Source organism: Actinosynnema sp. ALI-1.44 (assembly GCF_001984155.1).
Classification (GTDB): domain Bacteria; phylum Actinomycetota; class Actinomycetes; order Mycobacteriales; family Pseudonocardiaceae; genus Kibdelosporangium.
The window spans coordinates 18,043-38,124 of sequence record NZ_MTQO01000023.1 but is presented as its reverse complement, the minus strand read 5'-3'; the positions used below and the strand labels follow the sequence as shown (position 1 = coordinate 38,124).

At 68.0% G+C, this 20,082-nt stretch carries 22 protein-coding genes; 8 read left to right on the top strand and 14 right to left on the bottom strand.

Annotation, left to right across the window (positions count from 1 at the left end; all coding sequences use genetic code 11):
* Positions 1-5: 5 nt before the first annotated feature.
* Together ALI144C_RS01965 and ALI144C_RS01960 are read left to right on the top strand one after the other, a co-directional pair.
* Positions 6-758, top strand: a complete 753-nt coding sequence (locus ALI144C_RS01965; RefSeq protein WP_168211142.1) for a fascin domain-containing protein — start codon at positions 6-8, stop codon at positions 756-758.
* 41 nt (positions 759-799) lie between these two features.
* Positions 800-1,237: a hypothetical protein gene (locus ALI144C_RS01960; RefSeq protein ID WP_076985248.1), complete on the top strand. Its 438-nt coding sequence runs from the start codon at positions 800-802 to the stop codon at positions 1,235-1,237.
* 183 nt (positions 1,238-1,420) lie between these two features.
* Here the strand turns inward: ALI144C_RS01960 and ALI144C_RS01955 are convergent, their stop codons facing one another.
* The 3 genes from ALI144C_RS01955 to ALI144C_RS01945 form a co-directional block, all read right to left on the bottom strand.
* A complete protein-coding gene (locus ALI144C_RS01955) occupies positions 1,421-1,954 on the bottom strand; it encodes a GNAT family N-acetyltransferase (protein ID WP_076985247.1) in 534 nt (177 codons plus the stop codon).
* Positions 1,955-2,220: 266 nt separating this feature from the next.
* Complete coding sequence (locus ALI144C_RS01950) at positions 2,221-3,618, bottom strand: FAD-dependent monooxygenase (RefSeq protein WP_076985279.1); 1,398 nt, start codon at positions 3,616-3,618, stop codon at positions 2,221-2,223.
* Positions 3,619-3,623: 5 nt separating this feature from the next.
* The gene (locus ALI144C_RS01945) at positions 3,624-3,812 is read right to left on the bottom strand and encodes a hypothetical protein (protein ID WP_202818825.1); all 189 of its coding nucleotides are present in this window, start codon (positions 3,810-3,812) and stop codon (positions 3,624-3,626) included.
* 138 nt (positions 3,813-3,950) lie between these two features.
* Here ALI144C_RS01945 and ALI144C_RS01940 point away from each other — a divergent pair, with 138 nt between their 5' ends.
* Complete coding sequence (locus tag ALI144C_RS01940; protein ID WP_076985278.1) at positions 3,951-4,373, top strand: winged helix-turn-helix transcriptional regulator; 423 nt, start codon at positions 3,951-3,953, stop codon at positions 4,371-4,373.
* Here the strand turns inward: ALI144C_RS01940 and ALI144C_RS01935 are convergent.
* From ALI144C_RS01935 to ALI144C_RS01920, 4 genes are all read right to left on the bottom strand, one after another.
* Positions 4,354-4,554, bottom strand: coding sequence for a hypothetical protein (locus ALI144C_RS01935; RefSeq protein WP_076985246.1), 201 nt, complete (start codon positions 4,552-4,554; stop codon positions 4,354-4,356). The two genes, ALI144C_RS01940 and ALI144C_RS01935, sit on opposite strands and share 20 nt — an antisense overlap.
* Positions 4,551-5,234, bottom strand: a complete 684-nt coding sequence (locus tag ALI144C_RS01930) for a DsbA family oxidoreductase (RefSeq protein WP_076985245.1) — start codon at positions 5,232-5,234, stop codon at positions 4,551-4,553. The genes ALI144C_RS01935 and ALI144C_RS01930 overlap by 4 nt, the downstream gene beginning before the upstream one ends.
* 156 nt (positions 5,235-5,390) lie before the next feature.
* Positions 5,391-5,630 (bottom strand): hypothetical protein, encoded by a 240-nt coding sequence (locus ALI144C_RS01925; protein WP_076985244.1) that lies wholly within the window; start codon positions 5,628-5,630, stop codon positions 5,391-5,393.
* Between the two features lie 260 nt (positions 5,631-5,890).
* Entirely contained in the window at positions 5,891-6,550 is a 660-nt protein-coding gene (locus tag ALI144C_RS01920; protein ID WP_076985243.1) for a GOLPH3/VPS74 family protein, read from the bottom strand.
* Between the two features lie 454 nt (positions 6,551-7,004).
* Here ALI144C_RS01920 and ALI144C_RS01915 point away from each other — a divergent pair, with 454 nt between their 5' ends.
* The gene (locus tag ALI144C_RS01915; RefSeq protein ID WP_143230326.1) at positions 7,005-7,370 is read left to right on the top strand and encodes an SCO4225 family membrane protein; all 366 of its coding nucleotides are present in this window, start codon (positions 7,005-7,007) and stop codon (positions 7,368-7,370) included.
* Positions 7,371-7,670: 300 nt separating this feature from the next.
* Here the strand turns inward: ALI144C_RS01915 and ALI144C_RS01910 are convergent, their stop codons facing one another.
* Positions 7,671-7,925 carry a hypothetical protein gene (locus ALI144C_RS01910; protein ID WP_083752627.1) on the bottom strand — a complete coding sequence of 85 codons (255 nt, stop codon included), beginning with the start codon at positions 7,923-7,925 and terminating at the stop codon, positions 7,671-7,673.
* Positions 7,926-8,030: 105 nt separating this feature from the next.
* Complete coding sequence (locus tag ALI144C_RS01905; RefSeq protein ID WP_202818824.1) at positions 8,031-8,498, bottom strand: MarR family winged helix-turn-helix transcriptional regulator; 468 nt, start codon at positions 8,496-8,498, stop codon at positions 8,031-8,033.
* A gap of 200 nt (positions 8,499-8,698) precedes the next feature.
* On the opposite strand from ALI144C_RS01905, the gene ALI144C_RS01900 reads away from it, so the two are divergent.
* Entirely contained in the window at positions 8,699-10,276 is a 1,578-nt protein-coding gene (locus ALI144C_RS01900; RefSeq protein ID WP_076985240.1) for an amidohydrolase family protein, read from the top strand.
* A 39-nt stretch (positions 10,277-10,315) separates the two neighbouring features.
* On the top strand, positions 10,316-10,522 hold the full coding sequence (locus tag ALI144C_RS01895) for a hypothetical protein (protein WP_076985239.1): 207 nt from the start codon (positions 10,316-10,318) through the stop codon (positions 10,520-10,522).
* Positions 10,523-10,830: 308 nt separating this feature from the next.
* On the opposite strand, the gene ALI144C_RS01890 is transcribed toward ALI144C_RS01895, so the two are convergent.
* Positions 10,831-12,105: an aminotransferase class V-fold PLP-dependent enzyme gene (locus ALI144C_RS01890; protein ID WP_143230325.1), complete on the bottom strand. Its 1,275-nt coding sequence runs from the start codon at positions 12,103-12,105 to the stop codon at positions 10,831-10,833.
* 214 nt (positions 12,106-12,319) lie between these two features.
* Between ALI144C_RS01890 and ALI144C_RS01885 the strand changes: the two genes are divergently transcribed.
* Complete coding sequence (locus ALI144C_RS01885; RefSeq protein WP_076985238.1) at positions 12,320-15,019, top strand: ATP-binding protein; 2,700 nt, start codon at positions 12,320-12,322, stop codon at positions 15,017-15,019.
* Here the strand turns inward: ALI144C_RS01885 and ALI144C_RS58310 are convergent.
* Together ALI144C_RS58310 and ALI144C_RS01880 are read right to left on the bottom strand one after the other, a co-directional pair.
* Entirely contained in the window at positions 15,006-15,134 is a 129-nt protein-coding gene (locus ALI144C_RS58310) for a hypothetical protein (RefSeq protein WP_269086646.1), read from the bottom strand. The genes ALI144C_RS01885 and ALI144C_RS58310 overlap by 14 nt on opposite strands.
* Before the next feature lie 203 nt (positions 15,135-15,337).
* Positions 15,338-16,210, bottom strand: coding sequence for an SDR family oxidoreductase (locus ALI144C_RS01880; protein ID WP_076985237.1), 873 nt, complete (start codon positions 16,208-16,210; stop codon positions 15,338-15,340).
* Positions 16,211-16,262: 52 nt separating this feature from the next.
* Between ALI144C_RS01880 and ALI144C_RS01875 the strand changes: the two genes are divergently transcribed.
* Positions 16,263-16,856, top strand: coding sequence for a TetR/AcrR family transcriptional regulator (locus tag ALI144C_RS01875; RefSeq protein WP_076985275.1), 594 nt, complete (start codon positions 16,263-16,265; stop codon positions 16,854-16,856).
* A gap of 148 nt (positions 16,857-17,004) precedes the next feature.
* Here ALI144C_RS01875 and ALI144C_RS01870 read toward each other — a convergent pair whose 3' ends face one another.
* Positions 17,005-18,471, bottom strand: a complete 1,467-nt coding sequence (locus ALI144C_RS01870) for a trypsin-like serine protease (protein WP_076985236.1) — start codon at positions 18,469-18,471, stop codon at positions 17,005-17,007.
* Between the two features lie 55 nt (positions 18,472-18,526).
* Positions 18,527-20,071 carry a S8 family serine peptidase gene (locus ALI144C_RS01865; RefSeq protein WP_076985274.1) on the bottom strand — a complete coding sequence of 515 codons (1,545 nt, stop codon included), beginning with the start codon at positions 20,069-20,071 and terminating at the stop codon, positions 18,527-18,529.
* Positions 20,072-20,082: the final 11 nt, after the last annotated feature.

Sequence of the window (20,082 nt, the reverse complement as noted above, 5' to 3'; positions counted from 1 at the left end):
TCATGATGACAGCAATCAGGGCCAGTGAACTCAGGGACAGCCCTGATCCCAAGAGCAGTGTCCGCACGGTCGTGTACCGCACCGAAAGATCCGACACTCAACGGCATCCCTCCTGGAACACATGCGACATCGAGGAGCGCAGGCAGTTGAAAATGCCACCAAGATTCAAGCTACTATCAACCACTCGGATCGTCGTAAACATCGCGGTACTCGTGCTGACGGCCGTCGCGTTCGCCACGCCCGCGGCCGCATCGGCATCATCCACGCCGCGTGACCTGTCGACGGTCGTCGCGGACCAGGCGCGTGGCAATACGGACGCTGCCTGCCACCCCAATGTATATATCTATTCACGCGACAACAATCGGTACGTTTCAGCGGAAATATTCTACGACGGCGACGATTACGGGATGTTGCGTGCGCGAGCAGATGCGGTTGGCCCGTGGGAGCGATTCACGGTGTGCTTCCAAGACTGGTACTGGACCATCCAGTCCCAAGCCAACGACCTTTTCGTGTCGGCCGAACTGGGCTACAGCGATGAAGACCACGCGATGCTGCGTGCACGGGCGGGCGTGATTGGCCCATGGGAGCGGTTCACCATCAACGTCAATGGGTGTGGTTCCGGATGCACGACTATCGTGTCGCAGGCCAATGACCGAATCGTTTCGGCTGAGATGTTCTACGACGACGAAGATTACGGGATGCTGCGCGCGCGGGCGACTGCGGTCGGCCCGTGGGAGCGGTTCTTTGTCTCACTGTAGGTAAGCCGCCTGCATCATGGCAGCGGAACCCGATCGCTGCCATGGTGCAGCGCGCGATCAACGCGGTTGTCGTGATCCGCAAGAGCGGCGTCGTTCGCGACATCACCGTCGGCGACTGTTCCGAGCTGACCAAAGCGTTGCAGGAGCATCACTTCCGGGGCGGCGCGGGCGGGCCCCTGTTCTACGCGATGCTGAAGAAGTCGGGCGTGCTCCCGGCCCCGGCTCCCGAGCGGTTGCAAGTGCTCCGACTGGACGGCCGCGGCAGCATCGAGCAGGTCGTCGACGCCTACGGCATCCAGTGCTGGCCTGTCAGTGACCCTCTGGTCGAATACCTCACCGAACGGGCCCTGAGCTTGATCACACTTCGCTGCGCTCGGTCGTCCGCAATCTCTTTCGCCTGTTCTGGTGCGACTTGGAGGTCACCACCCTGGTATCGACTCGTTGCGGCTGACGTCCGACGTCGCGCAGGCATGAAATGAACGGCTAGCCCATATTCGGAGTCCGGCGTAGGTGGCGGGCTGGTTGGCGGGTGTCCGGGCAACATGGCGGGACGCGGCTTCGTAACCGGCATGGTGGTCATGGGCGGTGGGGAGTGCTGCACGGAGCGGAACCCCACCACCAGGCGCGATGTCAGCTTCGCGATCACGAGGCTTGGCTCCGGGTCACTCCGGCGACAGGAACACGACGATGTCGGTTTCCTTGCCCGGCCGGGGCTCGGGTTCACGCCATCCGATCCGGCGGTAGAAGGCGAGCGTGTCGTGGGCTTGATGCCAGGTCAGCAGCCAGGCGCGAGCGTCGGGTGCGGTCGCGGTGAGATTCGACAACAGTCGCCGTCCGAGTCCGGTCCCGCGGGCGCGGGGACGCACCCCCAGTTCGTCGATCTCGAACGCTCCGACCAGCAGTTCACCGACCTGATCGATGCCGAGCCGCTCGGTGACCTTGGAGTAGGCGCGATCGGTCCGAAATGGAGCCAAGGTGGTCCAGCCGGTAACGAAGCCGTCTACCTCGCCGGTGTCGGAAAAGCCCAGGATGGCGCGGAAGCCGGGACGCTGGGCATCTGCCTCCAGGCGCTCCCGAAACGCCGACCGGGTTTCGTCCGGGTCCTGGTGTTCCCACGGTGGAGCGGTGAAGACATCGACGTAGGCGTCGACGAGCTTGTCCGCGACGGTGATGACATCGGAGCCGAAGTACCTCATGGTGACTGACGATATCGACGCAACCTGACTGATTCCCGCGCGCCAGCGCTCCCGCGATCTGGGAGTTGGTGATCTTCCACAAGGTAGTCGCTGCCTGCTGGCACTGACGATCACTCACGCCACCGAGGGGTTGCAGTCGTCGATCACCGATTCGTGGGTCGCACTGTCCACGATCTTCGCCTATGTCGTCTGCCGCGGATGGCAGTCATGGCAGGTCACACGGTCGTACTAAGTTTGGCTCAGGGTGACGCCGCGACAATCAGCGCTCAGGCCAGGGGCAGTTCCGCCATGGCGTCTGTCAACTGCTCAGCAGTGTCCCCGGCGGCCCATACGTGCCCGTCCGGGCGCATCAGCACGGCGGCCGTGGGCCAGGGCAGGCCGGTCTCGTACAGCCGGAGGTCCGCGCTCGTGGCCAGGTCCTTCAACGCCGGGCTGGCTTCCTGGGCCAGTAGCACCGGGCGGCCCTCGTGCAACAGGTGCAGCTGCTCGAGGGTGGCCGGGAGGCGCTGGCCCGCCAGGGGATGGGCGCCCGGATAGCGCACGTCCAGCGCGGTCACCGTGTTGGCCAGGGCGGTCGCCACGTCGGGATGGGTGCGCAGCAGGTCCGCCATGAACCGACGCAGGGACCGGCCCTCCTCGGTGGTGGCGGTGATCAGGGCGGTCTGGGCCTTGGTTTGTTCGCCCAGGGCCACACCGACGGGGTGGCGTTCGGGGTGGTAGGTGTCCAGCAGGGCCGCGTCCGCCCGGCCTCCCCGGACCGCGGCCAGCTTCCAGCCCAGGTTCATCGCGTCCTGCAGGCCCACGTTCAGCCCGACGCCGCCCGCCGGGAAGTGCATGTGCGCGGCGTCGCCCGCCAGGAACACCCGGCCCTTCCGGTACTCCGCCGCGAGCCGGGTGGCGTTGCCGAAGCGGGACAGCCACACGGGGGAGTGCAGGCCGAAGTCCGTGCCCGCGATCCGTTTCGTCGTCTCCCGCAGGGACTCCAGGGTCGGGGTGGGGGCTGACGGGGCGTACCCGGTGACGCGGTGGCGCCCGCCGGGGATCGGGGCCACGATCAGCGCGCCGTGTTCGTTGTGCCAGGAGCCCGGCTGGGCCGGCGGGTCGGCCAGCTCGACGTCGCCGAGGAAGCCGAAGACGGTCGAGCCGGTGCCGGGGAAGTCGATGCCCGCCGCCCGGCGCACGGTGCTGCCCGCGCCGTCCGCCCCGACCACGTGGTCCGCGGTGATCTCGTACTCGCCGTCCGGCCCGCTGACCCGCAGCGTCACGCCCTGTTCGTCCTGGCTCAGCCCGGACACCTGGTGCCCGCGCCGGATCACCACCCCGAGGGCCAGTGCGTGCTGTTCGAGCAGTTCCTCGGTGCGCAGCTGCGGGTGCGCGAGCACGAACGGGAACGGCGTGGCCAGCCCTCGGAAGTCCAGGCGGGCAGGCAGCATGCCGAAGTGCCCGTCCGGCAGGGGCAGCCCGCCGTCGAGGAAGGCCTGTTCCTGCCCGCGCATCGCCAGCACCTCGATCGTGCGCGGGTGGATGGCCAGCGCCTTCGAGTGCGGGCTGCGCTGCTCGGCCCGTTCCAGGACCAGCGGTCGCCCGCCGCCCAGGGCCAGCTCCGCCGCCGTCCACAGCCCGACAGGGCCCGCGCCGACCACGATGGTGTCGCGTGCATTCACAGTGATCACTCTCCGGCGAATGGGGGTGTGACGCGTGCGGTGATACCGGCCGCGCTGAGGTGGGGCACGGGTGCGGCGGCGAGGTCGCGGTGAACAACCTTGCCGTCCCAGCCGTCGACGAAGGACTGGGCGACCTGGCGGGAGGCCGGGGCCTCGCCGAGCGCGGAGGAGTCGATGCGAAGCAGGTAAGACATGGATGGGGTTCCTTACAGAGTGATGTGAGAGCGCGCTCCGGTGATCCGAGCGCGGACCGGAGTCGTGGATTGGTGCGTGGTCGCCCGCAGGCGTTACATACTGGGAGTGCGGTCGCACCCGGATGTGAGGTGATCGAGATGGCGTCAGCGCAACAGATCAGTGGTCCGTGCCGGACATGGCCGGAGGACAGCGCCTTCATCCGTGAGGTGCTTGACCGTATCGGCGACAAGTGGACGGTGTTGACCATCAGCACCCTGAGCGCAGGCTCGCTGCGCTACTCCGACTTGCAGGCGAGCATCCCCGGGATCTCCCAGCGGATGCTGACCCAGACGCTCAAGCATCTCGAGCGCGACGGCCTGATCACCCGGACCGCGTACGCCGAGGTTCCGCCGCGAGTGGAGTACGAGCTGACGGACCTAGGTCGATCGCTGATCGACGCGGTGATGGCGATGGTCGATTGGGCCGCCACCCACCACAGCGAGATCGCCGGCAACCGGGCCGCCAGCGAGCTGACCGGAGTCGGCCGAGCCAAGGCCGCGGTCAGCGCGTCGGCAGGCTGAGGTGTCGGTGGCGCTCATCGGTCGTAGCGTCGGGCACATCGCCCGCGGCATCCTTGTTGTTGTTCGCCTCAGCGCTCGCTGCCTCGTCGGCGGTGTCGATGTGGCACCCTCCGGCGTTGGGATCGCACCACCCGCTGGCGGGAGCCGCCACGATCTGAGGTTCGTCCTTCGCCTTGCTCATGACACACGCTCACTCGGTACGGGCCCGGCCACCTGCTCCAGCAACTGGGCGTAGACAGCGACCTTCTGTGCGCCCGGGGCGGCCACCCGGCGGTCGAGGACAACGAACGGAACGCCGGTCGCGCCCAGCTCCACACCCTCGCGGCGGTCGGCGCGCACACGGTCGGCGTACTCGTTGCTCGTGAGGATCTCGCGCACTCGCTGCCCACCCAGCCCGACCGACTCCGCGACGCCTGCCAGAGCACCCGAGTTGTAGGGGTTGAGGGTGCCCTCGAAGAAGCCGTCCTGGACGTCGGAGAAGAACTCGAACCCGCGGCCCTGATCGTTGGCGTACTGCACCACGCGGTGCAAGTCGAACGTGTTGGCGTTCAGGCGGTCCAGGGAGTACTCGAGCCCCTCCTCGCGAGCCATGGCTTGCATCTGGCGCTCCGCCTGGAGGACGTGGGCGGCGGTGCCGCCGTGGGTCCGGATGAAGCTCTCCTCGTTCTTCTCCAGTTCCTGCGGCGCCCTCGGGTCCAGTTCGAAGGATCGCATCATGATCTTGAACCGATCCGCGTCCGGGCGCTGTGAGATCGCGGCCTGCAGCCGGTGCTTTCCGACGTAGCACCAAGGGCAGCCCAGGTCGGCCCACACCTCGATGACGACCTGCGATCCCTTGGATCGTGCCGCCTGCTCAACCATCTTCCTCACCTCACTGGTAGTGCGTAACCCCATCATGAGTGAGTAAGAGAGGGCCTGCAAAAGGCACTTTCAAGTGCGTGGGCACAGCCCGACAGGCACTACACCCTCGTCTGGGAAGAGCCAGCCGATTGCACTTCGGCGGGCGCGAATGTGGACTCATCGGCGCTGAAGCGCGGATTCGCGGCGCAACGGCGATACAACTTGTCGAGAATCACTGGTTTCGAAGCTCTCCCCCAGCGGCCGCTTCTCCGCCTCACGCAGGTAGAGCGCTGAGCGGTCGACTCCGCCGATGTGCAGTCCGCCGAGCACCCGCACGAACTTCTGTGCACCACGCCACTCGCAGTCCGGTTCAACCGTCGGACCGCCACTGCCGGGCGTCTCCTGGACCAGGCTCACGCGGGAAGCGAGCGGGTGCTAGGTCGGCGACGCGCCAGCCGGTGCCGACGACGCGGAACCACACGCTGTGACAACACAGGCGACGACAGCCAGCACAGCGGCACTGGCCAGTCGCGTACGGCCTTGTTCATCGGATTCCTCCCGGTCAGCTGCCGCACCGGATTGGCCAGTGCCTCGGCCATGCCGACGTTGGTGATCGTGGCGCGGGTGGATAGCCGTGCATGCTCGACAATTCATGCACGGCCTTTCGTGCGATCTGGTCAGCCAGCGCTGTCCGCCGCGCTCGCCCTGTGGACCGCCGCGATCACGGCGGCCTGCATGGCCTGGACGGCTTCGGCCGCCCACGAGCCGCGCGCGATCTCCTTCGCCCGCCGAGCGGCCGCTCGCTTGTCCGGCGTGGTGATGACCTGAGTGTCGACGTTCGCCGCGTACAGCAACGCGATCAACGTCCCGGTCCACAGATCTGGCCGCGTCTCACCGGACAGCACGAGCGACAGCTGGTACCGCAGCTTGGCCTTGGCGGCAATGTTGACGGCGGGAAAGCGGTGGAAGGTGAACAGTCCCATCAGCTTGATCGACTCTTGTCGCACGATGCCCGCCTGCACCAGATCTCCGGCCAGTTGGTCGCGCACTCCCTGCGCCAGCCGCGAGATCGCGGCCCGCGGTTTGCGGCCCTGGAGGTCGTGAACGGCCTGCAACCCGTGTTGCAGCACGGGTTCCGGCAGAGGCCGGTGGGAACGCACCACCAGGCGGCCTTTTCTGCCCGCTTCACCCTTGACCGTAATGCCGACCTGACCGCGCGCGGTCAGCTCGACGAGTACCGCACCGGCGAGCGCGGCGTCCGCCACGGTCGGACGAGCCAAAACCTTGCCGTCCATGTCGTCGAGCATCAGCAGGAGAAGTTCGTGCGCAAGCGCCATGGTCCCGACAGTAGCGACACATCGCCGCTACTGTCGGGACCTGAAAGCGGTTCTACGCGACCGGCATGCCCTCTTCGATCAGCTCGCTGGCCAGTTGCACAGCCATCGCCAGCGTCGTGCGCCGGTGCCAGCCCGTCCATCCGCGCACTTCACACCGGTCGAGCCGCGTTCGTGCGCGGATCGCGCGCCATGTCTTTTCAGATGGCGAATTTCCGCCATGGCCTGGCTGATTCCGTTGGCGACAGGGGATGGTGCATGCCCACCCGGAATTAGCCGTTGCTACGCCGGAGATACTGCTCATGCGCCGATTGTCACAGCCCGCCCGAGATGCCCAGTCTATCATGGACTTTTGAGTGACTGGATGTCACTGGCGTAGCGCAACTCCTGCCGCGCCCCCGCGTCCCTGACATTGTGATGACTGGCTCCACCGGCATCGTGCGGAAAGTGCCCAGCCTTGACCAGCAGATCGGAGAACACCGTGAGTTCCTCTCGCCGCAGCCGTGCCGTGCTCGCCCTTGCCGCGAACAACTGGCTTTCGCGCTGCTACCTTGCCGCAGTGGTCCTCACGGCCGGATTCGCGCTCTGGGAAGACCTTTTCATGAGTCACGCCGACGCTTCCATGGTCTATGTCGTGCCCATGGTGCTGACCGCCCCGTTGAACATGCTCTTCACCGTCGCGCTGAGCTGGATTCCCACCGACGTCCCCTTCTACCTGGGAATCGCGCTCGGCGCGCTCGTCAACTCCGTCATCCTGGGCGCGGTCGTCCGCGCAGTCCGCAGGCGCCGACCGTCATCCGTGCGCCACGCCCCGACCCCCTGACCTCGCCAACCTGCATCCCGCCCGCCGCCGCATCCGCATTGGTGGCAAGACCCACCAGACGCCCGAGCTCGTGCATCGTCTACTGACGCACTCACGGCACGCCTTTTCCGCAACGCTCGCCACCCCGGCTCTTCACCGACGCAGCTTGCGGTGGTTGGTAACCTCAACGAATCACACGCGCTCGAGGTGCTCACCGACTGTCAACTGCACTCCAGGTCCTTAATGGACTCCTCAGCGAATACCGGTAAGCCGCTCGACCTCCAGCGACGATTTCCCGATCGGTACAGGACTCGACGCAGGTCAGAGCCTGATCTGGAGGTCGCCGACGTACCAGGCCCCGTTGCGCTTCTTCACTTCCAGGCTGACACTGAACGATTCGACGTTGCCGGTCGCACCGATGAGTGCGAGCTCGCGCAACGTGCGGCCGTCAACGCTGATAGCAGCGTCCGTCACCGTGGCGGTATCGCCTTGGGGGACCACGCCGGTCACCTTGACCTCCGCCTGCGGCGGCAGCTTGACGCCGGGCTTGGCCCACGCTTCGTGCAGCGACTCCAAAGTCTTCTTCGCTTCGGGACCGTCAAGGAACCGGATTCATGGGTTCCGGCATATCCAAGAATAGTTTTCGCATACGAGTGTCCATAGTGGATCACACCGGAATGATCAAGGCTGGAGGGGCGGCTGGTCTGCTTGCAGATTGCCGAGGACCTTGGTGGCGATATCGGCGAACTGGTCGAGCTCTTCGGGTGTGAGGCGGTCGATGACCAGGCGCCGGACCTCCTCGGCGTGGTTGGGCGCGGCTTCTTTGAGCGCGGCGAGGCCTTTCGCTGTGATCACCGCGTCCATGCCGCGGGAGCCGCACCGTTCCCGGGTGACCAGGCCCCGCTTGCACATCCGGGTGAGCTGGTGGTGCAGGCGGCTTTTCTCCCAGCCGGCCACCCTGCTGAGCTCGTAGGCGCGCATCCGCCCGTCCGGCGCCTCGGACAGCAACGCGAGCACGGTGTAGTCGGCGTTGGACAGACCACTACTGGCCTGGAGCTGCTGCTCGATGCGCGTCCGCAGTAGTTCCAGCATCTGGAAGGAGACCCGCCATGCGCGGAGTTCGCGTTCGGTCAGTCCCTGGTGCTCCATAGCGTCATCATATCTCACGAGTTGACAAGTCAACTCAGCGGCGTACCGTTGAGGTGACACATCAACTCGATGGTGGGAGGGCGCACCGGTGGAAACCGTGCGGCGCACCGTCGTCCCTCGCCAGGCCCGCTTGCAGTACCGCTGAAACGAACGGGTGGGGCGTGATCAGCCCACGCGCACACAGGAAGAGAAGGCACACCATGAGCAACCGACAGGACGATGGCGAGCCGCAGGAGCGGCCCGCTCCACGAACCGGGCGGCGCGACTTTCTGAAGTCCTCCGCGGTGGTCGCCGCCGGAGCGGGCCTGTTCGCGGCCGGCGATGCCGAGGCGCGCGCCGGTGACCAGCCACCGAAGGACAGCGGGAGCCGGGGACGCCGCTACGTCATTCGCGGTGGTGCGGTGATGTCCATGGACCAGAACGTCGGCGACTTCGAGGTCGCCGACGTCCTGGTCGAGGGCAGCAAGATCGTCGAGATCCGGCCCGACATCCGCGCCGCCGGCGCCGGCGTGATCGACGCGCGCGGGCGCATCGTCCTGCCGGGCTTCGTCGACACGCACCACCACCTGTTCGAAACCGCGGAGCGAGCGTTTCTCGCCAACGGCCTGCTCCGCGACGATCACTCCGGCTCGCCGAGCTCGTACCCGAACTACGGCGAGCACATCCTGCAGGGGTTCGCGAAGGTCTACCGGCCGGAGGACGTCTACATCAACTCGTTGTTCGCAGGGCTCTCGCAGCTCGACACCGGTGTCACGACGGTGCTCGACGTCTCGCAGATCCACCACTCCCCCGAGCACACCGACGCGGCGATCCAGGCGCTCGTCGACACCGGGCGGCGTTCGGCGTTCGGCTTCTTCGAGGGCGACGGCCGCGCGGCAGCCCGGTACCCGCAAGACGCCTACCGCATCAGGGACACGTGGTTCTCGTCCAACGACCAGTTGGTGAGCATGGTCATGGGCGGCGAACTCCACCTCGGCGAGCAGGTGTACACCCGGGCTTGGGCGATCGCCCGTGAGCTGGATCTGATGATCGCCGCGCATTCCGTCGGCTCGTGGGGGATGCGGCTCGTTCTCGACGATCTCGCCCAGGGCAAGAGCGGGGTCAGGGTGGGGCCGGACAATCTTTTCATCCACATGACCGGCATGTCCGACCAGACATGGCAGCGGTTGCGGGACGCCGGCGCGCAGGTCTCGCTGGCCTTCCCGATCGAGATGACCATGCGGCACGGCACCCCGCCGATCCTCAAGATGCAGGAACTCGGCATGGAACCTTCGCTGAGCTCCGACGTCGAGACGACGATGGCCGCGGACCCGTTCACGCTGATGCGGTCCGCGATGACCATGCAGCGGATGCTCGTCAACCAGATGATTCTGGACCAAGGCGACCTCGTACCGCCCAACAACTGGCCGACGCCGGCTCCGGGCACGCCGGCACTCCTCACCGTCCGCGACATGCTGCGCTACGCGACCATCAACGGCGCCAAGCATCTCGGCCTCGACGGCAAGACCGGCACGCTCACGCCCGGCAAGGAAGCCGATATCGTCATCCTCGACGCCACCGCACTCAACGTGGCCCCGCTCAACAGCGTGCCGGGGGCGGTCGTCTCGCTCATGGACCGCACCAACGTCGAAACCGTGATCGTCGCCGGCAAAGTGCGCAAGTGGAACGGGCGGCTGCTCGACGCGAACCTGGACCGGTTACGCCGGAAGCTCGAAACGTCGCGCGATTACCTCTTCAAGGCGATGGGCCTACGGCAGGACCTGTTCGCCTGGAGCTGAGAAGCCATTTCGGCAGCCGAGCAGCGAGAGGAAACACCAATGATCCGTATCGGCATCATCCTGGGCAGCCGCTTCTGGCAGCCGATCCGCCTTCTGCTCGACCTTGCTGATCACTTCGGCCACACTCGGCATGAACGTCGCGCAGTTGACGGCCCGACCGATCGGCTCGCCCTTGAGGTGGGGGACGCAGGAGCCGAGGAGATTGCCGATCGCGTTGAGTTCCGGTTTCAGCTCCGGCAGTGGTGAGGACGACGAAGTGGCGATCGTCGACGCCGTCGTCGCAGGCGCGCGGTGCTTGCCGGTGCAGGCATCTGACTACCGCAGGCAGACCCGAGCGCGCCGCCAACCGTCGCCTCGACTCGCTCCTGAAAGGGCTGTTCCTGCTTGCCCGCAGCGACAGCGGGCTGCCCGAACGTCATCCGGTCGACCTCGCGGCTGTGGCCGACCGAGTCGTCCATCACGCGTTGGCGGGTGATGAGCTCGTCGAGCGTCGGTGTCAGGCGCAGTCCGTCTCGTTGATCGACTGTCTGGATTGGACGTTGCGGAAGCCGGCGTCACCGCAGCAGCTTGACCGCCTCGATCGTCCGGTCGATCTGCTCCGGCGTGGTCACCATGCTCGGCCCGAACCGCAGATACTGCTGCTCATACGGGGTGACGCTGGCCACGATCCGGTGCTGCTCCCGCAGCCGCCGTGTCGCGGTGAACGCGTCCATGCCGTCCACCTCGCAGCACACGATTCCCGCCGACAGGTTCGGGTCGTCCGGCGTGATCAGCGTAACGGTCGGGATTCCGCGGAGACCCGCCTTCAGTTGCGTCGCCTGCTCGGTGACCCGCTTGGCGATCCTCGCGCGGCCGATCCGTCGGTGGAAGTCGAACGCCTCGCGGACTGCCCAGCGGTGCTCGAACGAGTGGTAGCCGCCGGGGGTGTGCACGGCCCCAGGGGTTTCGGTGCCGGAGAACGTGGGGATCAGCGGCGCGAGGGCGTCCCACGCGCGGCCCCACAGCAGTCCGGTGCCACGCGGTCCGAACAGCCATTTGTGCGTGCCTGTCGTGAGGAAGTCACAACCGAGGTCGACCACGCCGGCGTCGACCACGCCAAACCCGTGCACGCCGTCGACGCACAGCAACGCGCGGTCAGCCGGTGCCCTGCCGTTGTTCAGCTCGGCGATCAGTTCCGCGACCGCCGGGATCGGCAGCCGCACTCCGGTGCCGGAGTGCACCCAAGTCAACGCGACCACGCGGGTTCTCGGGCCAATCGCGGCCCGCACACGGGCGAGGATCTCGGTCTCGGTAGCGGCTCGCGGATTGTCGTAGAGCGCGACGCGGCGCATCGGCGCACCGGTACGCGCAACGAGCAGGCGAAGTCCTTCGACGGTGGCGTGGAAGTCGTGCGTCGTGGTGACGATGTCCTGGCCGGGCACCAACCGCAGCCCGGAGTACAGCAGGCCGGTACCCATCGTCGTGCTGTCGGTGAGTGCGATCTGGCCCGGCTCGGCGCCGAGATAGGAGGCGGCAGCAGCCCGGACGTTCTCCTCCAACATCCAGGTTTCCTGGAGGTAGCCCTCGGTGTCGGCGTCCAACTCTTGGCGGTGCCGGTCGATCGCGGCACGGACCGGCTTCGGGTGCGCGGCAAGCACGAACGCGGCCAAGTGCACGAGATTCGTGTCGAGCGGAAACTGGGCCCGCACCGATGCCCAGTCGAACGGGTCGAACTCGGTGGCGTCTGTCGCCTCGGCCTGGGATCGGGTTGTCGGGGCCGATCCCGCGCATGCGGCCAGTGCCGCGGCTGAGCCACCGAGCAACAGCCCTCGCCGGTCAATGCTCATCATCCCCGCATCGTATTCCTTGCCTTGGGGCACAAGGGGATCATGAAACCAGCCGACCGGGCATCCAACCGACGCCGTGGTCATGATCGCGCCGGTTCCCATGGACCGGGTGCTCACCGGTCGGCCGATGCCGCGGCAGGCCACGTACTTCACGCCGAAGCCGCGCAGCGGGTTGGTGCTGGCCAACCTTCGGTGACCAGGTCGTACACTCGCCGTGATGAGGATCGTTGGGCGGGACCGGGAGATCGCCGCGCTCAGCCAGGCGGTTCGGGACACCCGGGCCGGGAGTGGCCGCCTGATGCTGCTGCGCGGTGAGGCCGGTATCGGCAAGTCGACGCTCGCCGCCCACGTCCTCGACCTCGCCCGCGCTGACGGCCTGACCGTGCTGCACGGTCAGGCGCACCCGCTGCACGCCGGCCTGGCGTACGCGCCCATCGTGGAGGCGTTCCGGCCGTACGTCGGCGACACGAACCCCAGGCTGGCACGGCTGCTGGCACCGCAGCCGAGTGACAACCCGGACCTGGAACGCACCCGGATGTTCGAGGCCATGCGGGAGTTCGTCGAGCAGCTCGCGCCAGCCGTGCTGATGGTCGACGACCTGCACTGGGCCGACCGCGGCACGGTCGAGCTGGTGCACTACATCGGGCAGAACGCGCGCGGGGTGTTGGTCCTGGGCGCGTACCGGCCGGTGGAGGCCGGCACGCCCGTCGGCGATCTCGGGATGACGGTCCGGCGCGCCGACCCGGCTGCCGAGATCACGTTGACGCCGTTGGCGGACCAGCAGGTGGCCGAGTTGACCAGCGCGCTGCTGGGCCGTGAGCCGGACGGGGCGTTCCTCGCCGGTGTCACCACCCGCGCCAAGGGTGTCCCGCTGTTCGTGACCGCGCTGGTGCACGAGGGTTTCCGCGCTGGTGCCGCGCTGCCGGTGATCATCCGGGACGTGGTGCTCGGCCGCTTGCACGCGCTCGACGCGGGCCCACGGCGGTTGTTGGAGATCGTCGCGGTCGCCGGGGAGGCCGGTACCGACGAGGTCCTGCGGGACGTGTACGGCTCTCCCGGTTTCGAGTCGGCGCTCAAGGCCCTGGTGGTGGGTGGGCTGGTCACCGAGCACGTGGCTGGCCGGACCCTGGCGTACCGGGTGGGGCACCCGTTGTACGCCGAGGTCGCGTACGCGGAGCTCACGCTCGGTGAACGACGCCAGCTGCACGCGTCGATGGTCACCGCGATCGAGAAGGTGAGCCCGGACGACGTGCTCGCACTCGCGCCGCACTACCGCGAGGCCGGTTCCCTGGTCGACAGCGCGCGTGCCGCGCGGATCATGGCCGACGCGGGCTGGCGGGCACTGGCGATGCGCGCGGCCGACGAGGCCGTCCGATACCTGGAGATCGCCGCGACGCAGGCCGAGCCCGACCAGGCGCCGGCGCTGCTGGAGGGCGTCGGACGGGCCCAGCAGGCCGCGAGCCGGTTCGACGAGGCCGCCGAGGCGTGGACCAGAGCGATCGACCTGGCACAGCGGCACGGGCAGGACGACCTGCTCGGTGAGCTGCGGTTCCGGATGGCGTTGCTCGACGCCGAACGGTACGACTCGGACGCGGTCAACGAACGGGTGGTCGCCACGGCCACGGCCATCACCGGCCAGTCGTTGGAGGCCGCCGTCCAGGCGTTCGTGTTCAGCATCCGGCACACGGACGTGGACAAGGCCAGGGAGATCACCCGCCGGCTGGCCGGGTTCGTCGAGACCGACCCGTCACCGGCGGGCCAGGCAGTGGGCTACCTGGGGCGAAGTGCGTTGCTGTTGTTCGACCAGCGGCTGGCGGAGGCGTTGTCGTACGCGGAGGTCTCGATCGCGCACGCCGACCAGTGCGCGCGGGAGCAACCATTCTTCGCGCACTACACGCGGATGATCGCCAGCGGGTCGTACATGCTGTTCGGCGACATGTCCCGCTCGGCGGAACTGGCGTCGCAGCTCGTTGCGGACGAGGTGCACGTCGACGCGCCGTCGCTGCGTACCTGGGAGTACTACATCACGGGGTTCACCCACTACCTGATCGGGGACATCCGCGCCGCGAGCCGCGCGATCGACACCGGGTACGCCATCGCCCGCCGCGCCGGCCTGCCGCGGTCGATGGCACGTACCCGGGCGGGCCAGGCGTTCCTGCTGGCCGAGCAGGGACGCCTGCCCGAGGCGAAGACGATGCTCACGCAGGCGCGGGGGATGTACCTGTCGCCGGAGCAGAGCCTCTACAACGTCACGGAGATGGCGAACGCGGCCATCGCGCTCCAGGAGGGCCGGAGCGGCACGAGCACGCGGTTGACGTTCTACTCGCTGTTCAACGACCCGTTTTCGGCAACCCTGCGTGCCCTGTTCACCGGGTTGGCGGCGGCGCGGGCCGGGGACGTGGAGCTGCTGGCCGACACCGAGGCGGCGCTGCGGATCGGGGTCACCCAGCCGCCGCTGTTGATCGCGTGCGCCGACCGGCTCAGGGGGCTACGGCTCCGGGACGCCGCGTTGCTGGCCGAGGTCGCGGACCGGTTCGACACGATCGGGTGCCCGTTGCTGGCCGCCCAGTGCCGGCTGGAGAGCGCCGAGGCGGGCGGTGACCGGGACGCGGTCGTCCGGGCGTTGGCGGTGTTCGAGCAGTCGGGGACGTCGTCGTGGGCGGACCGGGCCCGTCAGCTCGCCCGGTCGCTGGGGGTGCGGCCGCGTACGGTCCGCGGTGACGGCGTGCTCACCAGGCGGGAGACCGAAGTGGTGCGGCTGCTCGGCGAGGGGCTGTCCAATTCGGACATCGCGGCACGGTTGTTCCTGAGCGAACGCACGGTCGAGACCCACCTGCGCAACAGCTATGCGAAACTCGGCCTGACCTCGCGGATCGCCCTGGCCCGCTGGGCGGACGAGAACGTCAGCCCTTCGTGATGCTGTTGACCACCGCGGTGGTGAACAGTTCCGCGTCCGGGCACGGCACCGGGTCGTTCAACGTGCCCGAGTCGTCGATCTTGGGCGTCGCGGTCAGAATCGCGAACGACCGCACACCAACCACTGATTCCGCCAAGTTCAACCGGACAGGCCCCCCACCTCGGACCGGCGCCCCCAGAGAACAAGCGACATCCCCGAGCACGCATTCGCCGCCGCAGCAGATCGATAGGGATTGGTTCGGCCGGATAGCGGTCGAACCGTCTGAAGCTGGCTGGCGGATTCGGTTGATCAAATACTGACCTTGACCGAACTGGAGTTTCACGCCGTGGTCGCCTTCGGGTAGTGCGGACGGAGGCTGGCCACGAGGATTCGGTCGAGCATCCGGTCGGGCAGTACCCGCGTCAGGCGCGTGATCAGGGCCGCGTCACGGCCGATGGTGTAGCGGGTGCGTGGCTTTCGGGTGGTCACGGCCTTCGCGATCACCCTGGCCGCGGCGTCGGCGGGGGTGCCCCCGGGGGTGTGGGCGGCAGAGTGCGCGTTGATCGCCTGGATCAGGCTTCCGTAGCGGTCACGCTGTTCCGGTGACATGACGGCGGCCGCCTGGTTCGTGGCGACGATCACCCGGTCCGCCATCTCCGTGCGGACCGAGCCGGGCTCGACGACCACCACCCGCACGCCCAGCGGCGCCAGTTCCCGGCGCAGCGAGTCGCTGATCGCCTCGAGGGCGAACTTCGTGCCCGCGTAGGGGCCGTACGTGGGCATGGCGACCCGCCCGCCGACCGAGCTGATGTTGACCACCCGGCCCGAGTGGCGCAGTAGCGCGGGCAGCAGCGCCTGGGTGACGGCGACGTGGCCGAAGAGGTTGACCTCGAACTGCCTGCGCCACTCGCTCAGCGGCAGGATCTCGAGAGGGGCGTTGATCTGGATGGCAGCGTTGTTCACGAGCGCGCGCAACGCACCTGCCTGCGAATCGACGCGGGCGGCCAGCTCAGTGATGTGGCCGGGCTGGGTGATGTCGAGGATGACCGGCTCGATACCCGGCGCACGGAGCGCGTCCGCGTCCTGGTCGCGGCGGACGCCGGCCAGGACGTGGAATCCGCGGCGCGCCAGCTCGCGGGCAGACGCCGCGCCGATCCCGGTCGAGGCCCCGGTCACGACGACGCAGTCCCGGATTTCATGTGACGTTGTCATACAAGTGACGCTAGGCGTCTCAGATGACAGTGTCAACTGTATGATGATCGGCATGGCCAGCCGTGCGGAATCCGCCGCCGCAACGCGACGCGCCCTGCTGGACGCTGCCGCCGAACTGCTGGACAGCGGTGGCCCGGAGGCGGTGACGTTGCGCGCGGTCGGGGCGCGTGCGGGGGTCACTCGCGGGGCGCCGTACGGGCACTTCCCGGACAAGGACAGCCTGCTGACCACCATCGCGGCCGAGGCCCTAGAGCGGCTCGCGGACGACGTCGAGCCGGTGCGCACCGATCCGCGGATGCTCGCTGCCGAGAAGCTGCAACGCGCCCTGGCCGCGCTGATGACGATCGGCCGCCGCCAGCCGCACCTCTACCGGCTGATGTTCACATCTCCGGTCGGTGACCCGGCGGTGGTCAGCGCAGCGGTCAAGGCGGGCGACCGCGCCCAGGGCGAGTTCATGGCCATCGTCGACGATCTGGTCGGCGGACAGGACACCCGGCGATTCGCGGCGCTGCTGCTGACCAGCGTGCACGGGATCACGGACATGGAGGTCAACGGACACCTGTCCGAGGACAAGTGGCACGTCACAGCCGAGGAGCTCGTCTCGACCCTGGTGTCCATGATCGACCGGCAGGCCCGCGGCGGCTAGCCGTGCGCCTTGCGAGCAGGAGCGATGTTGTCGTGCCGCGTGACAGCGGTCGACGGCCGTGGAGCCGGCGGCTGCCGAGGCAGTCGCAGGCTCCACGGGTTCCCGGGCGTGCAGCGGTGACGAGATCACGTGCACGCCGACTTGAAGATCACCGGACTGTGAGGGTGTACTCCGTGGTCCCGGTCTTGCCGGTGCTGTCCGTCGCGGTGATGGTGACCTTGTAGGTCCCGCGCTGGTACGGGCCCATGATCGTCATCCGCGCGGTACCGCCGGGTTTGACGGTCTGCGGCGAGAAGATGGGCGGGTTGGGCAGGCCCGTGCCGCTGAGCCGGACGGATCCCGTGCCACCGGTGACGGTGATCGTCGCGTTGGCGTAGCCACCGGGCGGGACGGTGCCGGAACTCGGCGATGCGGACGGCTTGGGGCCGTCGGCGGTGCCACCGTCACCGACCGTGAGCGCGAATTCGGCGGTCTTGGCGCCGGAGACGCCCTTGGCCGTGATGGTGACCTTGTGGGTGCCCGCCGGAGTGCTCGCCGAGGTTTCCAGGGTCAGCTTGGCCACCTCACCGGAGTTGACGGTCGAGGAGGGCTGGAAGGTGGCCGTGGTCCCGGCGGGCAGGGTGGAGGCGCTCAGGTCCAGCTTCTCCGGGCCCTGGTCACCCGCGGTCGTGGTGACACTGGTGGAGACGTGTTTGCCGGGCGTGACCTTGCCCGAGGACGGTGTCAGCGCCATCGAGAACTTGCCGTCGCCGGGTGGGTTCGCGCCGATCTCGGCGCGAGCCCAGTCGCCCATCGCGTTCGTCAGCCTGGCCATGACGCTGTAGCGGTCGCAGCCGCTGGAACCCCACGACGAGACACCGACGATCACACCGTCCACGATGAACGGGCCGCCGCTGTCACCCGAGCAGTTGGCGGTGCGCCCGTCGTTGTAGCCCGTGCACACCATCAGCTCGCCGTTGACCCGGATGTCGAAGACCTGGCACGTGTTGGCGTCGTTGACCGGCATGGTGGTCCTGCGCAGCTCCCCGGAGCCGCCGCCCGACGACGTTCTGCCGTAACCGACGGAGACGCCGGACTTGCCCGGCTGGGTGAGCGCGCCATCCGCGGAGCCCGCGACCTTCGCCCACTGGTTCTCCGGCACCGGGAGGTCGTCGGCGGTGGTGACCACCGCGACGTCGTTGCCGGTCCGCCAGCCGCCGGAGCCGGTGTAACCGGGGTGGGTCTTGAAGGAGGTGACGGCCGTGCGGAACGTCTCGTCGCCCGGTGTGTTCAGGTCGTCGTCGCCGTAGATGTAGCTCTTGGCGCCGGTGGCGTCGACCATGCAGTGCGCTGCGGTGAGGATCTTGCGCTTGCCGACGACGGAGGCGGTGCAGGACTGTCCCTGCGGGCCGGCGCCCCCGACACGCATACCGGCGATGACGAACGGATACTCCTTGACGGTGGTGCGCTCCCCGTTGACGATCCGGACTCCCGCGCCGCCTGGGCGGAGCTCGGCGGTCGGGGTCGCCGCGATGCTGGTCTCGTCAATCGGTGCGGCACCGGCGGGGGCCATGACGGGAAGCGTCATCGTGGCCAGTGCGAGGGTGACTACCGCGACGAGGCGTGGTCTTCTCATCGTTCTCCTTCGAAGGCAGGGTATGAGGAGTGACAGTGGTGTCCGTCCACTTCGGTCAGAATGTGATCGACCAGCCGGTGAGCGTGCCGGTGTCGAACCGGTAGCTGTCGCGCACCGAGAGCTGCCACGTGCCGTTCGCGTCCTCGCGCGAGGCGTCGACGGTGAAGCTCTGGTGCACACCCCCGGACTCGCCGACGCCACCCGCACGTTTGAGCGGGTAGGACGTCCCACTCGGGCCGATCAGGTCGACGGCGAGGTCTCCGGTGTAGCTGTGGTCGATGTCGACCCGCACCGGCAACGTCGCCGAAGCCTTGCCGTCACAGGAGTCCTGGCTCACGGACGTGCCCACCGTCGACCCCGCGTCGGGGATGGCCACGTCCTGGTCGTTGCTCCTGACCCCGCACCTGGGCGGCGTGCCGCCGCCGATGTCGCCGACGTAGAGGACCTTGTTCGGCGAGTCCGTCCCGGGATTGGTGATCAGGTCCGGGCTGGCACTGCGCACCAGCGCCTCACCGACCTGCTGCGGGGTCGCCTTCGGGTTCGCGGACAGGTACAGCGCCGCTGCGCCCGCGACGTGCGGGGAGGCCATGGACGTGCCGCTGCCGGTGCGGAACGATCCGGTGTGGTCGCTGGAGTAGATGTTGCCGCCCGGCGCGAAGAGGTCGATGCAGCGGCCGTAGTTCCCGCTACGGGTGCGGTCCTTGTTGAACCAGCCGACGGTGAGCGCTTCGGGAACACGAGCGGGGCTGACGCCGCACGCGTCCTTGCCGTCGTTGCCCGCGGACACCGCCACCACGATGCCGTTGGCCGCCATGGATTTGACCTGCTCGTCACCGACACCGGCGACGTCCATGCCCAGGCTCATGTTCACCACAGCGGGCTTCACGGCGTTCTTCGCCACCCATTCCATGGCGCTGACCGTGGCCGAGTCCGGGCCGGAGCCGTTGCAGTTCAGTGAACGCACGGCCACGACCTTGGCCTTCTTCGCCACACCGACCGTCTTGCCCGCGATCGTTCCTGCCACGTGCGATCCGTGCCAGTAGCAGTCGCTCGCGTCGGTGTCGTTGTCGAGGAAGTCGTACCCGTGTCCCGCCCGGCCATCGAACTCGGGGTGCTGCGCGTTGACCCCGGAATCGATGACGTAGGCGGTCACGCCCTCTCCCGAGTTCGGGAAGGAGTACTTCTTGTCCAGGGCGGTCGTTCGCTGGTCGATCTGGTCAAGACCCCACGACGGCGGGTTGGGCTGCTCGCCCGTCGCCCTCGTCGTGCCGTCCTGGTGCACCGACCTGACCGACGGGTCCGCGGCCAGGCGTCGCGCCTGCTGCTCGGACAGGCCACGAACGGCGAAACCGTTCAGGGTGACCGAGTACGTGTCGGTCACCTGTCCGCCGTAGCGCTGCGTGAGCGTTGTGGCCGCGGCGCTGGCCCGGGCGCCGCTCCCGAGCACCACAATGTACTGTCCCGGATAGGGCTGGCTGGCTTGCATGACGGTCGATTCCCGTTGTTGCGCCACGGCTTCGCCCGTCACAGTCGCCGTCGCGGCGACGGCGACCGCGACGGCGCCCAAGGTGGATCGCCACAGTTTCCTGTGCTCTTGCATCGATTCCTCCA